Here is a 15,608-nt window from a genome sequence, read left to right on the forward strand (position 1 = left end):
GTCTAATATATGAAAAAATTTATTACCGCCGCAATTACTTCTCTTATGTTCACTATGTCGGCAGCACCAGTTTTTGCAACCGCTCCTATAGTTATGGTGGGGAATTTTGCTAAAGTTTCGTTTGAGGATGGTGAAGCTTCAAAGTGGAATGTTTATGGTGAATACGCTTCCCATGATATTATCAGCACCGCGGGCGTTGTCGATGGATCGAAGGCCATGAAACTTTCTATGAACGGACGCACGACAGATTGGGGCAAAATTACTTCTCTTACGGTTGCCCCTGCAGATGGAGCGCCTTGGAATTTGGCAAAAAATGATATAATAAAAGCCACGCTGACAAACCCCGAAAATTTTGATTTGTCTATTAGAATTAACTTTCTCGATACATCCGGAAATAACAGATTAGTATTCTTTACCGTTCCTGCAAACTCCACTCGAGAAATTTCAATTACCGGAGAATACTTTGGCGAAACTGGTGTTGCAAGTGCCAAATGGGAAGCCGACGGCTATTCTGGCAAGGGGCTCGATACCAGCACTATTAAAGAAATGCGATTCCACTTTCCGGAGCCCGAGCCAAAATTTATACCGGGAATCAATGCCGCCTCAATGATAATCGATAATCTTTATGTAGAAAAGGGACCTGCGGAACCTGCAATGCCTATAGAAGGAAGTAACTTTCCTATAACATCTTTTGAGGACGGCGTTGCAAAAAAATGGAATGTGACTGGCCCATCAAACATACATGAAATTGTAACAGAAGGAGCAGTTGACGGCACCAAAGCACTTAAGGTTACCATTACAGAACGATCTATGAACTGGGGCGTCCGCAATAATCTTGCAATCATCCCTCCTGGAGAAATTTGGAATATGGGCACCGCCACTTCTGTTGTAGCCACTGTTACAAACCCGCTCGATGCGGCAATTCAACTACGATGCAATTTTTCCGATACTGCCAACAATACCCGAATGGTGTACTTCTCGATTCCTGCAAATAGTACTCGAGAACTTGTGATGGGGCCCGAGCAACTCGGAACTCCTGGTGTTAAAAACTCTAAGTGGGGCGCAGATGGATACGACCTAAACGGCGTCGACAAGTCCGCTCTCAAGGGAATGACATTCTATATGGCGGAGCCAGAACTTAAGACTATGCCTGGCATTACCAGCCCAGTTTATATCATTGATAATATTACAATTCGATAATCAAACACTTTATTTGATTTGAAAGGAGATTTATCTATGAAAAAATTTATTATGTTTGCACTAGCAGGTGTGGTTGCATTGTCTAACGTTGGACTTACTATGGCAGCAGCACCAGCGGCACCAGCGGCACCAGCCAAAGCAATCGCCTTCGCTCCTATTTCATTTGAAGCCGCSGAGGCAGTGCTCTGGACTTCTGGTCCAACAGCAACAGGTAGTGTAGATGTCATTGCCAATGCCGACGGAACTAAAGCACTCAAAATTGATATCGCTTCTCGCGCAGCAGATTGGAATACGCTTACTTCTAGCACCATCAATCCACCTGCAGGAACAGTGTGGAGCCTTACCAAATACGATACGCTAAAAGCTTCGGTAACCAATCCAAATAACTTTGAGAGCGAGATTCGTTTAAACATCACCGACAACCTCGGCAATACGCGACTTACTATTTTCAAAATTCCGGCAAACTCTACTCGTGAAATCGCAATAGACAAAACTTACTGGGGCGAGCCTGGCGTAAAATCTGCCGATTGGAACGCCGGATACGCGCAAGTTGGAGTAGACCCTAGCCAAATTAAGGCAATTCGATTCTATGCCGCAGAACCTACGCCTAGCATTATGGAGGGGCAATCTTCTATGGCGTTTATTATCGATAACATTCATGTAGAAAAGGGAGTTGTGCCTTCTGGTGCCAGCTTTGCMATCACCAACATTAAGCCTGGCAAGACCGAAGCTGCTGCAGCTTTTATGCCGCTGCCAAAAACTCACTACGAAGCATTATTGGGCAAAACTTTGGTTGGCGGAACTCCACCTGCATTTCCAAATTCGATGACTGTACAATTAAAAAAGGATGGCAAAAACCTTGCGACGGCGGCAGATGGCACGCTAATGGTTGCGGCTGGAGATACAGTTACTATGCACGTTCAGATGTTTAAGACGTATGCTTTGTTGGGTAATGCGGGCACCACTAATTTAGATRTTTCTCTATCTAGCCCTAAGGGGATCAAAATTTTAACGCCTACCAACTCACAAACTTTCGTTGACGCAAATCCTATAGGAGTTCTTGCTGGACTTAATTTTGATTTTGTAATGCCAGAAGGCAATGTTGATCTATTAAATGATTTCAAATGGGACTTTAAATTGACCCCGCAATAAATTTATCTGCGTTGCGCCAAGATTTTTTGTCATTGCATTTGCCATGATAATGGCTTATACTACTGCTATAAATTCTGTTATGGCAGCGAATATATATACAAGAAGTACACAATAAAATTTTAGGAGGTCTCTACCATGAAAAAACTTTTTGCTACTGCAGTTGCCGCCGTAATGATTTGCTCTACTATTATGACAACCGCTCCAGCAAAAGCTTCCGAAAGCACCGCTCCTATCGTTATGGAATTTCCATTGGTTTCTTTTGAAAGCGAAACTGCTAGTTGGATAATTACCGGAAGCTCTTTTAACTCCGAATTTAGCACRACCACCGGAGTTATTGATGGCACTAAAGCATTAAAAATTTCCCTCTCAGATCGTTCTTTAGATTGGAATATCATCAACAACTTAAGCATCATTCCACAGAACCAAATTTGGACTATTCCCCCTGGCAAGGCGATGGTTGCATCTGTAACAAATCCTCTAGATCAGGCGATTCAGATTCGATGCAATCTCACAGACATTCACGGAAACACTCGAATGACTTTCTTTGCCATCGAACCTAATAGCACTCGCGAGATTGTCTGGGACGCCGCTATTATAGGCACTCCCGGAGTTAAGACCGGCAAATGGGCAGATGAYGGCTATTCGCAGCCCGGAGTTGATACCGCCGCCGGCCTTGTTGCACTCGATTTTTATATGGCAGAACCCGAAGTAGAAAATGTTATGCCTGGGCTTGATACCCCTACCTACATTATCGATAACATCACAATTAAAGATATTTCATAGTTTTACAATTGATCTAATTTGTGTGCTACCCCCATGTTGGGCAGCACTTTTTTTTATGGGAGGAACTATTATGAAGAAATTTAAATACTTGTTTATTGCCGCGACAATGATGGTCGCATCTTCTTCGGCCTTTGCTGCAGATTTGCCAGCTACTGTTTTAGAAAATTCCAGATGCTTTGAGCTCATCGATGACGTTGTTGCAAGCTATACCTCTGCGTTCGCATCTCGAAATATTAATCCTGCTAGCTACATTTCTAAGGTTAACGGCGAAAAGAATTTACAACGCGTGACGTTTTATTATCCTGCAACAGCGCTCGCGGTCGACGGCTCGGCTGATATTGAATTACCCTCAGATATCGCTAGCATAATGCGATTTTTCGGTAACTTTTATTATACGGGAGACTTTCTTAACGGCAATTCGATGAAGCTCTATCTCGTTGAACCCAACGGCAAGGAGCATCTGCTAGATAACCACAATATTTCGTGGAAGGGTGGCGGTGGCAAAACTGTTACCTATGGCAAAACAGCAGAAGTTTCAAAGCTGCCTATTGGCTCACCAGTAGCCGGAACAGACTATTCTGGATATAAGCTTCGATTTAAGGGAAATGGCACAATCACCCAGGTGTATCTGTGGGAGCAAGCTGGCGTACCGCTAGAGTACGATGTTTCTGCCTATGGCGTATTGGGCGCAGAGCTGCCTATTGCCGATGTTGCAATTAACGTTGACGCTACAACCAACATAAGCTTGGATGGGCACTCAGAATTTGACCCCAGTACATATAAGAGGCTTCACGTGAACACTGGCCCTATTCAGTTGGGGAGCACAAACGCAAACCTTTCTAGCGATGACAAAATTTTTTCGAAGGCATATCAAGATTGGGGATTTGAGCCTGGTCGAGGTGCGTATCACTTTAAAACTCTCGAATCTTCCAAACTCATTACCGAGGGCGACGATGGCTATAGCAATGTTGATGCCTTATATGCGGCATATCAAGAGGCTCCGGCATTACAAAAAAAAGCTGCGGATTTGTTCCCTAGCATTGGCAACGACTATGTTATTACATTTGACGGGTGGCCCACTTGGCAATGGGAGCCTGGTGCCAAAATGAGTACGCAGTCGGCAACTCCAGCCTACAAACATTTCGACGCAGCTGCCGATACCGCGGCACATCTAATGAGAGCATTCAATAATAAGTTTGGCGACTACGCACCAAAATATTTGGARGTWAAAAACGAGTCTACAATTTCTGGCGAATGGCAATTTTTTAATACACACTCCGACGATGTTGCTTGGGAATATTTAGCGGAGTTCCACAATATGGTTGCCGACGCAGTGCACGAGCTTAATCCCGAAACGTTGGTTGGCGGCCCATCTAGCGCGTTTATGTATCTCGAAACCGACAATTTTGAAGAGGCCAGAYACCAGCTCGAATTTATGGATGCAACAAAAGATACGCTCGACTGGTATTCGCATCATTTTTACGAAAACTCTGACTTGATGGTCAACGGCCGTGCGGACAACTCTGATGGGTTTTTAGCAGGCAGATTTGAAGCCGTCATGGATTTGTTAATCGGGCATATGGAAAATACTGACAATATGAAACCGCTTATGATTACCGAGGCTGGCAGCTACAATAGCCTCACAACCGAGATTGACAACTTTCAAAATCTCACGGCGTTTAACGGCTATATGATGCGCTTCATGCAATACCCAGAGGTCATCGATATGTATGTACCATATTTGTATCCCATCGCTAGCTGGGCACCTACTCGCGAYAATAATCTATATCGATACGTAAACAATAATAATCCAAATCAGGGCATACAAGATGAAATGACTTATCTCGAAGCGTATGTGGATATATGGAAGGACTTTGCGGGGTCGTATGTACCTGCCGATGTTGTTGCAGTCGACGAGCTCATTGAGGACCGAATATTTACCACTGCCGCCCGCGCGGGGGATATAGTATACCTCGCGGTTCACAACTTAAATCCTTCGCAAGTAGAGATCGATTTCGACTTCGGTGCCGAYATCGCTTCCGCATCAAAAAAACATTGCTATCTTGAAAACGCAAAGCTCTACTATCTCGAAGAAGCTGTTGAGGATTTGGATAACGTGCATATGCGAGCTCAGGAGATGGCAATMTTTGAAATTCAGCTAGCACCCGCCACTGTATTTGATGGCAAACTTGCTCGGGAATCGTATTACTCAGTAGAGGAGCTGGTTCCTAGCGGTGCGGCAGCCACGTTTACTGTTGATGTTGCAGATGCGGGRTCGATTAATTCGGCAGTAGCAAGGGTCAACTTTGGACGTGAGGGCAAGGGGTTTGCAGGAAATCTCAGCGTTGCTATCAATGGGGTTGATGTTGGCACCAGAAGTCTCGACGATACAAACAAGAGCGGAGACTTATTTACATTTATGGATTTTGACATAGCCAACCCCGCGATTATTCGAGACGGTTTAAACGAAGTCATTATTTCTATGCCCACTGGTGGCGTCATTTCTAATGTCAAACTTACCATCTTAAATTAATTTTGCGACTCTCCTTTTTGGGGAGTTTTTTTACTTTTTGCCGCTTATTATTTCGTCAATTTTTATAAGCACAAAATCATAGTTGACATAAATTTAGAAAAGTTATACAATTACTGAGTATTTAGTTATATTTAACATGGAAGAGAGGTGGAAATCATCATCCCAATATTAAACCTAGGCTTAGGTCTTATTATAGGCATAATCAGTGGTTTTATTTATCGAAAGTATATCTTAGAAAAGCAATTGGGCATCATTAATACTACGATTGATGCGGGCAAAGCGCAAGCTGATCAAATTATCGCAGCTGCTATAAAACAAGGAGAATCTGATCGACGAGAAATGCTCCTTATTGCCAAAGAAGATTGTATTCAACTAAAAGATGCCGCGGAACTCGATGCTAAAATGCGTCGCGCCGAGTTGTCGCAGCTAGAACTTAAACTACTGAGTAAAGAAGAAACAATTGATCGAAAAGTTTTACAATTAGAAGACAAAGAAAGCCAAGTTGATAATAAATTAACGATAATTGAACAAACAAAATTAAAAATTGAAAAATTGGAGCTTCAAAAAACTCAGGAATTAGAACAAATCGCAGGCATTAGCGCAGTCGATGCGAAAGCGACTCTTCTAAAAAGCTTAGAAAACGAAATTAGACGCGAATCTGCTATATTGATCAAAGATATAGAAGCACAAACTAAGCTTGAATCTACAAAAAAAGCACGAGATATCTTAACTCTTGCTATTCAAAAATGCGCTGCAGATCATGTGGTAGACTCTACCGTGACGGTTGTTACGCTTCCTAACGATGAGATGAAGGGCAGAATTATTGGTCGAGAAGGCCGAAACATCAGAACATTGGAAACCTTAACTGGCATCAATTTAATTATTGATGATACACCAGAGGCAGTCGTCCTTTCTGGATTTGATCCTATAAGACGCGAAATCGCTAGAATTGCTCTTGAAAAATTAATTATGGATGGACGCATTCATCCTACTAGAATTGAAGAGATGGTGGAAAAAGCTCGCAAAGAAATAGAGGTTATCATTTTAGAAGAAGGCGAAGCCGCTACATTTGAAACAGGAGTGCATGGCATTCATCACGAACTGATGCGCCTTCTTGGCAARATGAAATTTCGAACTAGCTATGGGCAAAATGTACTTCGACATTCCATAGAGGTATCGATTTTATCTGGTTTGATTGCCGCTGAGCTGGGATTTGACGTTAGACTTGCAAAGCGTGCGGGATTGCTTCACGATATTGGAAAAGCTATCGATTATGAACAGCAAGAAGAGGGGTCCCATATTACAATTGGCGTAGACTTGTGTCGCAAATATGGAGAAAACGATACTGTCATTAATGCGGTAGAATCGCATCACGGAGATGTGGAGCCTACCAGTATGATTTCTGTAATCGTGCAAACGGCAGATACAATATCTGCAGCTCGCCCTGGTGCTAGGCGYGAAACACTGGAAACTTATATCAAACGGCTAAATAAATTAGAAGAAATCGCTAACTCTTTTGAGGGGGTTGAATCTTCTTTTGCAATTCAGGCTGGCAGAGAAATTCGAATTGTGGTGATTCCCGATCAGGTCGACGATCAAGCACTTTCGGTTTTGGCACGGGATGTTACTCAACAAATTGAAAAAGACCTTGAATATCCTGGTCARATCAAGGTAAATATAATACGAGAAACACGAGCGATCGAATATGCCAAGTAACTTCAGATTTTTGAAGTTACTTTTTTTTTGCAATTTTTAAATTTAAGTATTGCACATTTTTAATGAGCCGTATATAATGATTACAAAATAATTAAACGAGGAGAATCATAATGAAAATATCAAACCTAGCACGCAATATAGCACCATCTTCAACTTTGGCCATCACTGCAAAAGCAAAAGAATTAAAAGAGAGCGGCATAGACGTCGTTGGCTTTGGTGCGGGCGAACCCGATTTCGACACCCCTTTGCATATAGCCGAAGCCGCCAAAACTGCTATCGATAACGGCTTTACCAGATATACTCCTGCCTCTGGAATCGCGCCTCTAAAAGCGGCTGTTGCCAAAAAGTTTGCACAAGAAAATGGCGTTCACTATGAACCTAGCCAAATTGTAGTTAGCAATGGGGCAAAGCACTCTCTTATGAATGCTTTTACTGCAATCATTAGCTATATGGATGAGGTTATTTTGCCGGCACCGTATTGGCTTAGTTACCCAGAGATGATCAAAATAGTTGGCGGTGTTCCTGTCGCTGTTGCCACACAAGCCGCAAACGACTTCAAGATTACTCCGGATGAATTTCGAGCTGCAATTACCGATAAAACATGTGCAATAGTTTTGAATTCGCCTTCTAACCCAACGGGTGTTGTATATACAAAAGATGAACTACAAGCCTTAGCCGACRTTGCCGTTGAAAATGATTTGTGGATTATCTCTGACGAAATTTATGAATACCTCGTATATGATGGAATTGAACACGTTTGCGTCGCGGGACTTTCGGATGAAATTTATAATCACACCATTACMATTAAYGGGCTATCTAAAGGCTTTGCCATGACCGGCTGGAGAATCGGGTTCTTAGCTGCACCACAAACAATAGCTAGCACCGTAGCAAATATCCAATCTCATTCTACATCTAATCCAAACTCCATTGCGCAAATGGCCGCCCTCGCTGCACTATCCGAAGGRCGCCAATTTGTAGATGAGATGCAGATAGAATTTGCCAAAAGGCGTGATTTTTTATATGGTGCTCTCACAGAAATAAAGGGCTTTAAAGTAGTCAAACCTCATGGCGCATTCTATTGCTTCGTTGATATTTCTGATCTATACGGCAAATCTTATAACGGCATAAAAATTGACTCTGCGGCCACATTTGCAAAATTGCTTTTGGACGAAGAAGCCGTTGCGCTGGTTCCTTGTGCCGACTTTGCTGCGCCTACTTGCGTTCGATTTTCTTATGCCATAGATTTAGATAGCATAAAAAAAGGCGTTGATCGTGTTCGAGATTTTGTCCACAAATTACAATAATACTAATTAACGATTTAATATTTTGCCTTCGACATAAAAAACTAATCCCTCTATTTTGGTGATCCTTACTGGGTCACCTTTTTTTAATTCAAATCTAGAGGTTGTTTTGGCATGCCACACATCTCCATTAAATTTTACAGCACCTTCTTTTTCGGCATCAAGCGGTTCTGATACAATAGCTATTTTTCCTACAGCATTTTGTAGATTATACTTTCTCTTGACATTAAAAATCGGTTGCTTCAACAAAATTAAAAATATTAATCCCGCTAGACAATATACTAAAAATAGCGCAACCTGTAGATGTATTGATTCTATAAAACTAGCTGAAACTAAGGTCAATATACTACATAATAGCAAAACTCTAAAAATATTATCCCGATATTTTAAGTAGCAGAATAATGTTACAATTACCAATATTATCCACATAACAACTCTCCTTCAAAATAGTTTTTGTTCTATTTAGTATGGCTTGTTTCATATTTATTATAAATAAAAAAGAAAGAAAGAAGGATTAGCCATGAGTGAATTTATTAATAGCCGAAAATATTTTTTATTATTTATTTTGATTAGCAGTTTTTGCGGCACTCTATATGCTATTGTTGTGAAAGATAATAGCTCACTTTTATATACTGTGAACAGTTTTTTTGAAGGAAACTTTCAAATAATACCTGGTCTTGAAATTTTTCGACAAGCTATTATTACATATTTGATACCAGCTATATTAATTTTTATTGGCACTATGAACAAAAATTTATTACCCATTGCTGTAGTTAGTCTTTTTTATATGATATTCTCGTATTCTTTTACCTTTACTTGTTTAGTAATTTTGTACGGAATTCAAGGAATTTTAGCCACCTTGATGATATCTGGTGTTTCTAGCGTGGCTATAATTGGTGTTTTAGTGGAAATTTTTTATAAAGGAATCTCATATAGTATTCTCAAAACAGACATAATATTTAAGCATTTTATCGATTTTTATCTAAAAGCCTTGTTGGTAATTTTTGGCATTAGCCTATATGATGCTATATTTATTCAGCATGTGAGAATACTAGTAAAAAATGTATTATTTTCATCTGGATTGTTTTATTAAAATTCTGCAGAAGTAGTTGCTTTATTTTAACAAAACGTATAAACTTAGCTCTAAGGCAAATACTGGTAGTAAGTGTAAATGTAAATTTTAGTCTTATAAATTTTACAACACTAGCTAGAAAGAAAGGAGGAAAGATTATTATGTTTGAGAATATCGACATAACAAAAAAAGCGCTCGATGCGTCTATGCTTAGATATCAACATCTCACGAATAATATTGCCAACATAGACACTGTTGGTTATAAGCGCACTGATGTTGAATTTGGAAGTATATTAGCTCGCGAGTTGCAGATGAATGGCAGAAAAAATATTGACCTTAACCGTATTCAACCTCGCGTTTATTATGACAATGCCGGCGCTAGAACTCGTTTAGATGGAAATAATATTGACATTGATAAGGAGATGAGTCAACTTAGCCAAGAAACACTCCGCTATAATACTCTCATTCAACGTGCTACTTCACAAGTGCAACGTTATCAAAATATTTTTCAGCAACTTCAATAAGCTCATGAAAGGATGATTCGATTATGTCTTTTTTTTCAGGAATGGACATCGCTGCAACAGGTCTTACTGCTCAGCGTTTTAGGCTAGATGTTATTACTCAAAATCTAGCGAACATTAATTCTACTCGCACCCCGGACGGGGGGCCCTATCAGCGCCGAACAGTTCTATTTGAAAGCATTCCAATGCGCGATGCTGCAAATAAATTACCAGACAACTTCCATAATATCTTGAATAGAAATCTGAATATGTATCATACTAGTGGAGTACAGGTTTCTGGAATTGTTGAAGATGATACTCCATTTCCACTAATTTTTGACCCGACGCATCCTGACGCCAACGAAGAAGGGTATGTGGAAATGCCAAATGTTGATGTTGTAACCGAAATGGTTAACATGATTTCTGCTAGCAGATCATACGAAGCAAATGTTACTGCTTTCAACAATCTCAAATCAATGAACACTAAAGCACTAGATCTTGGTAGATAAACACTAGACGAAAGGAGATGAAACAATGGCAATTGGACGTGTCAATATGCTGGGATATACTCCGAAAGAAATCCGAGAACCAAACAAAACTACTGCAATAGATGATACTTCTTTTAGATTATCTCTTAATGCAGCGACCGATCTTTTGAAGGCAACTCAAGAGGCAGAGAATGTGAGTACCAACCTAACCTATGATTTTATTACAGGGCAAAGCGAAAATATTCATGACCTTATGATTGCACAAGAAAAATCGTCAACTATGCTTTCCTTTACGATGAAAGTACAAAATAAAATTATGACGGCATACAATGAAATTATTAAGATACCAGTATAAAATAAATACATGAGAGGTGTATTCAAGTGAGAGAAACTATTACTCAGGTATCTAATAACTTGACTGAAAGATGGACTAATTTACCCTCAAGACAAAAAATTCAAATCGGTGTTGGTGCGGGTGCGATAATTGTTGCAATAATTGCTGCAGTGTTCTTTTTCTCTAGCCCCCAAACTGCAATTTTGTATCAAAACCTTGATATGGAAGCAATTAGCCAAATTGACGAAGTCTTAGGTGCCAATAATATTACTTACGAATTAATTGACGGAAGAACCATACAAGTTAATGAAGAAGATTTAAACACCGCTAAAATAATTCTTACTCGTGAAAATGTTCCTCGAGGAGACTACACTTTTTATGATGCAATTACAAATTCCATGTCAACCACGGAAGCTGAAAAAAGAACTAAGCTTATTTATTTAAAGCAAGTAGACCTTGAGAACATATTGATGGGTATGGAGGGAATAGCCGAAGCAACTGTACAGCTTAATGTACCAGAAGAGAAAAATTCCTTTATTGCATCCCAAATGGAAAGTTCAGCAAGTGTTGTACTTACTCTCCATAGACAAATTAGTGATAATCAAATTGAGGGAATAGCTAGGTTGCTTTCAAACGCAGTTGATAATTTGAAGCTTGAAAATATTACCATCTTGGATTCTGATAGCAATGTATTGTTTTCTGGAGACGAGTTTGGTGAAATGACTGCATCTGACCAGCAGAGCTTAAAAAGTAGTGCTGAAAAAGATATAGTAAATAAGCTTACAACTTTACTTAGTCCAATCTATGATGAAGTTGCCATTAGTCCTAATTTAATTTTAGATTTTGATTATTTTGAACAAACCAAAGAAGAATATACAACTCCAATTACAGATTCACAAACTGGACTTGTAGATCAAGAAAGTCGCAGAAATTATGAAGCGACCAATATTCAAGATGGCTTTGCTCCGGGGCTTGACCCTAATGTAGAAGATGTACCCGAATATGTCGCTGGAAATGAACTTTCTGGCAATTATGAAGGCGGCACTTCCGACATTATATATAAACACAATAAAACACTATCTAATGAAATAAAAAATATTGGAACTATCGACTACAACAATTCTTCTGTTGCTATCAATTTAACAAAATATAACGTATACGACGAAGCTCTATTAGAGGATACTCTTCCAGATGATCAAACTTGGGCAGAATTTAAATTAGCAAATGACGTAACTAATATTTTAGTCGTTGAACAAGCCACCATTGATGCAATAAAAATGGGTGCTGGTTTAGAAAACGTCGCCGTTATTGCTTATGAAAAACCTGTATTTATTGATAAAGAGCCATTTACTCTACAAACCGAAGATGTTATTCCTTATATTTTATTGCTTGCGTTAGGAGCTGTTATTGTAGTAGTTATGATTAGATTTAGAAAACCTGTCGAAGAAGTTGTTACCGAAGATGAATTTGAGTTTGAAGATTTATTACCTGTTGCTGGACCTGAAGAAGAGGAGGAGGATTCATTGCAAGATATTGAACTAAAAGAAGTTATTGAAACAAAAGCAAAAATCGACAAATTTATTGATGAAAAACCTGAAGCTGTTGCGGGACTACTCCGCAATTGGCTAGAAGAAGATTGGGGGGATTGATCTAATGCGAAAAGGTGAGAGCATTTCCTCAAAACAAAAAGCTGCTATGTTCTTGATTTCTATTGGACCCGAAAAATCTGCCAAAATTTTCAAATATCTCAAGGACGACGAAATCGAAGATCTAACCCTTGAAATTGCTAGCATTAAAACTGTATCTTCTCAAATGAAAAAGGACGTTTTAAATGAATTTTATGAAATCTGTTTGGCTCAAGATTATATCGCAGAGGGTGGTATCAGTTATGCTAAGCAACTTCTCGAAAAGGCTCTCGGTTTCGACAAAGCAAACGAAGTTATAAATAAACTTACAATGAACTTGCAAGTTAGACCTTTTGAATTTGCTCGCAAAGCAGACGCTAGCCAGCTTATCAACTTTATTCAACACGAGCATCCACAAACCATTGCTCTAATATTATCCTATTTAAAGCCAACTCAGGCGTCAACTATTTTGAGTGCTTTACCAATCGAAATACAAGTGGATACTGCAAAGAGAATTGCCCTTATGGATAGGGCTTCTCCAGATGTTGTAAATGAGATTGAAAGGCAATTCGAAAAACGTTTGTCGGCTCTTGTTACCGAAGAATACACCAACGTTGGTGGTCTTGACGCTATCGTTCAGATTATTAACCAAGTGGATAGAGCCACCGAAAAGAATATTATGGAATCTCTCGAAATAGAGCAACCAGAACTTGCCGAAGAAATCAAAAAGAAAATGTTTGTATTCGAAGATATTGTTACTCTTGGCGACAGAGACATTCAACGTCTTATGCGTGAAATTGATAATCATGAACTTGCAATATCGCTTAAAGGTGCTAACGAAGCCGTTAAATCGATTATATTCAAAAACGTTTCCACTCGTCTTGCTGCCATGATTCAAGAGGACATCGAGTTTATGGGACCTAAGCGTGTTAAAGAAATAGAAGAGTCACAGCAAAACATTGTGGGTATTATTCGTAAACTAGAAGAACAAGGAGAAATTGTTATTGCTCGTGGATCAGGAGATGAGATGATTGTCTAATATTATTAAAGGAAAATGGAAAACAGAAAACGTTGTTGAAATTGGTACTCAGTTTCTGCAAGACTCTTCTCCAATTGTTACCATGGAAAGTATTACTAAATTAGAAGCTGAAACTCGCCTTCTCCTCGAAAACGCTAAAGAACAGGCAGATTCCATAATTTCTGCAGCAAAATTGGAAGTGCAACAAATGCACGAATCGACCGATAAACAAATAGAGGAGGAAAAAATCGAGTTTGAAAAACAACTTAAACGCAGAGAAGATGAATTAGAGCTACAGGGTGCTGATATATTATTTGAAGCATATCAAAATTCAGACGACATCCAAGCTGAAGCTTTAACCGAAAAAAAACAAATTCTTGATAGTATAGAGGGATCTGTTATCGATTTGCTTATATCATTATTAGGCTCCATTGTTTCTAACGAGRTTGCTCATTCTAATAAATGGATTGCTTTTTTAGTGCATAAGTTGCTTTTCGGCGAAGATATTGACCCCAATATAGAAATTGGACTTTCTAAGGCAGTTTATGATAGATTGACCGAAGATGAAATTGTAGAAATTGAATCTATTAACAAAGGCGCGCAAGTAGTTAGAAATGCTCGGTTGAGTGATTATACCATAGAAATTTCTACAGATCGCGGTCAAATCATATACGATCCTCTTGATTCTTTGGAGGAGCTAAAAAAAGATCTTCGACTTTTGAGTGAGGTGAGCCATGATTTCACTTGATAAGTATTATAATATTTTAGAGAAATCCCGAGTTATTTATAAAGGCAAAGTAAGCAAGGTTGTGGGAAGCGCAATTGAGTCGATTGGACCTATGTCTAATATCGGAGATATTTGCGAGATTGTACCAAAAACTGGTAACACGCTGCTTGCAGAAGTTGTTGGCTTTCGCGAGAAAAATATTTTGCTAATGCCCTTAGGAAATAACTCTGGCATTGGTCCTGGCTGTCCTGTAATTTCTAATGGCCAAAAAATTACTATTAAAGTCGACGAAAGTTTACTTGGTAAAGTTGTAGATTGGCGAGCCAACCCTTTAGACGGCACGCCTAATCGTTGTAAATTTTCGGTACCGATCGAGCAGGATGCGCCAGATCCTCTAAAGCGCAAGCGCATTGCTTCTCAGATGGTGTTAGGAATTAAAGCCATCGATGGAATGCTTAGCATTGGCAGTGGGCAGCGTATGGGAATCTTTGCAGGTAGCGGCGTGGGCAAAAGTACTCTTATGGGGATGATTGCTCGTAACGCTATTTCGGATATCAATGTTATTGCTTTAATTGGAGAACGAGGACGTGAGGTTCGAGAATTTTTAGAAAAAGATTTAAAGGAGGCTGGTCTTGCACGGTCTATTGTTGTTGTTGCGACATCCGATCAGCCCGCACTGATTAGATTAAAGGCCGCGAAGACCGCAACTGCCATAGCCGAATATTTTAGAGATCAAGGAAAGCAAGTATTGTTTTTAATGGATTCACTTACTCGATTTTCTATGGCACAGCGTGAAATTGGCCTTTCGATTGGCGAACCTCCTGTTTCTCGTGGATATACTCCTTCTGTTTTTGGAGTTATGCCTAAGTTATTGGAAAGAACTGGCAACAACGAGATTGGCGGAATCACTGGTTTATACACTGTATTGGTAGATGGAGACGATTTTAACGAACCCGTTACGGATACCGCTCGAGGTATATTAGACGGACATATAATGCTTAGCCGCAAGATTGCACACAGAGCTCATTATCCAGCCATCGATGTACTTGCAAGTATCTCGAGGGTTATGGGTGATGTTATTTCTGCTGAGCATCGCGAGCTGGCTACCATTATCAAGAGACATATGGCGGTCTATGCCGATGTAGAAGATTTGATTAAC

The 15,608-nt window shown here is 39.7% G+C and carries 15 protein-coding genes; 14 read left to right on the forward strand and 1 reads right to left on the reverse strand.

Features of this window, described 5'->3' with window-relative positions:
• The first annotated feature begins 9 nt into the window (after positions 1–9).
• The 6 genes from EPU_RS05735 (at position 10) to EPU_RS05760 (ending at position 8,688) form a co-directional block, all read left to right on the forward strand.
• Positions 10–1,200: a hypothetical protein gene (locus EPU_RS05735; RefSeq protein WP_010167520.1), complete on the forward strand. Its 1,191-nt coding sequence runs from the start codon at positions 10–12 to the stop codon at positions 1,198–1,200.
• A gap of 36 nt (positions 1,201–1,236) precedes the next feature.
• On the forward strand, positions 1,237–2,352 hold the full coding sequence (locus tag EPU_RS05740; protein WP_010167521.1) for a hypothetical protein: 1,116 nt from the start codon (positions 1,237–1,239) through the stop codon (positions 2,350–2,352).
• Positions 2,353–2,487: 135 nt separating this feature from the next.
• The gene (locus EPU_RS05745) at positions 2,488–3,135 is read left to right on the forward strand and encodes a hypothetical protein (RefSeq protein WP_029488096.1); all 648 of its coding nucleotides are present in this window, start codon (positions 2,488–2,490) and stop codon (positions 3,133–3,135) included.
• A 70-nt stretch (positions 3,136–3,205) separates the two neighbouring features.
• Positions 3,206–5,668, forward strand: coding sequence for a hypothetical protein (locus EPU_RS05750; protein WP_029488097.1), 2,463 nt, complete (start codon positions 3,206–3,208; stop codon positions 5,666–5,668).
• A gap of 147 nt (positions 5,669–5,815) precedes the next feature.
• A complete protein-coding gene (gene rny, locus EPU_RS05755) occupies positions 5,816–7,384 on the forward strand; it encodes a ribonuclease Y (RefSeq protein ID WP_029488098.1) in 1,569 nt (522 codons plus the stop codon).
• Between the two features lie 110 nt (positions 7,385–7,494).
• Positions 7,495–8,688 (forward strand): pyridoxal phosphate-dependent aminotransferase, encoded by a 1,194-nt coding sequence (locus EPU_RS05760; protein ID WP_029488099.1) that lies wholly within the window; start codon positions 7,495–7,497, stop codon positions 8,686–8,688.
• A gap of 6 nt (positions 8,689–8,694) precedes the next feature.
• Here EPU_RS05760 and EPU_RS05765 read toward each other — a convergent pair whose 3' ends face one another.
• Positions 8,695–9,114 carry an NfeD family protein gene (locus EPU_RS05765; protein ID WP_010167530.1) on the reverse strand — a complete coding sequence of 140 codons (420 nt, stop codon included), beginning with the start codon at positions 9,112–9,114 and terminating at the stop codon, positions 8,695–8,697.
• 91 nt (positions 9,115–9,205) lie between these two features.
• Here EPU_RS05765 and EPU_RS05770 point away from each other — a divergent pair, with 91 nt between their 5' ends.
• The 8 genes from EPU_RS05770 to EPU_RS05805 form a co-directional block, all read left to right on the forward strand.
• Positions 9,206–9,778, forward strand: a complete 573-nt coding sequence (locus EPU_RS05770) for a hypothetical protein (protein ID WP_010167532.1) — start codon at positions 9,206–9,208, stop codon at positions 9,776–9,778.
• Positions 9,779–9,918: 140 nt separating this feature from the next.
• A complete protein-coding gene (gene flgB / locus EPU_RS05775) occupies positions 9,919–10,281 on the forward strand; it encodes a flagellar basal body rod protein FlgB (protein ID WP_010167534.1) in 363 nt (120 codons plus the stop codon).
• 23 nt (positions 10,282–10,304) lie between these two features.
• Complete coding sequence (gene flgC, locus EPU_RS05780; RefSeq protein ID WP_010167536.1) at positions 10,305–10,766, forward strand: flagellar basal body rod protein FlgC; 462 nt, start codon at positions 10,305–10,307, stop codon at positions 10,764–10,766.
• Positions 10,767–10,791: 25 nt separating this feature from the next.
• Positions 10,792–11,100: a flagellar hook-basal body complex protein FliE gene (locus EPU_RS11675; RefSeq protein WP_010167538.1), complete on the forward strand. Its 309-nt coding sequence runs from the start codon at positions 10,792–10,794 to the stop codon at positions 11,098–11,100.
• 26 nt (positions 11,101–11,126) lie between these two features.
• Positions 11,127–12,728 (forward strand): flagellar basal-body MS-ring/collar protein FliF, encoded by a 1,602-nt coding sequence (gene fliF, locus EPU_RS05790; RefSeq protein ID WP_010167540.1) that lies wholly within the window; start codon positions 11,127–11,129, stop codon positions 12,726–12,728.
• A gap of 4 nt (positions 12,729–12,732) precedes the next feature.
• On the forward strand, positions 12,733–13,743 hold the full coding sequence (fliG, locus tag EPU_RS05795) for a flagellar motor switch protein FliG (protein WP_010167541.1): 1,011 nt from the start codon (positions 12,733–12,735) through the stop codon (positions 13,741–13,743).
• On the forward strand, positions 13,736–14,470 hold the full coding sequence (locus tag EPU_RS05800; protein ID WP_010167543.1) for a hypothetical protein: 735 nt from the start codon (positions 13,736–13,738) through the stop codon (positions 14,468–14,470). Before fliG ends, EPU_RS05800 begins: the two co-directional genes overlap by 8 nt.
• Positions 14,457–15,608, forward strand: a 1,152-nt coding sequence (locus EPU_RS05805) for a FliI/YscN family ATPase (RefSeq protein WP_010167545.1), incomplete at its 3' end; no start/stop codon positions are given. The genes EPU_RS05800 and EPU_RS05805, both read left to right, overlap by 14 nt.

Source organism: Candidatus Epulonipiscium viviparus (genome assembly GCF_000171335.1).
Taxonomy (GTDB): Bacteria; Bacillota; Clostridia; order Lachnospirales; family Cellulosilyticaceae; genus Epulonipiscioides; species Epulonipiscioides viviparus.

Bases quoted from the DNA above. Each gene is read 5' to 3' on its own strand.
- flgB (WP_010167534.1), top strand. From the start codon at position 9,919: ATGTTTGAGAATATCGACATAACAAAAAAAGCGCTCGATGCGTCTATG.
- flgC (WP_010167536.1), top strand. From the start codon at position 10,305: ATGTCTTTTTTTTCAGGAATGGACATCGCTGCAACAGGTCTTACTGCT.
- EPU_RS05735 (WP_010167520.1), top strand. From the start codon at position 10: ATGAAAAAATTTATTACCGCCGCAATTACTTCTCTTATGTTCACTATG.
- EPU_RS05765 (WP_010167530.1), bottom strand. From the start codon at position 9,114: ATGTGGATAATATTGGTAATTGTAACATTATTCTGCTACTTAAAATAT.
- fliG (WP_010167541.1), top strand. From the start codon at position 12,733: ATGCGAAAAGGTGAGAGCATTTCCTCAAAACAAAAAGCTGCTATGTTC.
- EPU_RS11675 (WP_010167538.1), top strand. From the start codon at position 10,792: ATGGCAATTGGACGTGTCAATATGCTGGGATATACTCCGAAAGAAATC.
- EPU_RS05770 (WP_010167532.1), top strand. From the start codon at position 9,206: ATGAGTGAATTTATTAATAGCCGAAAATATTTTTTATTATTTATTTTG.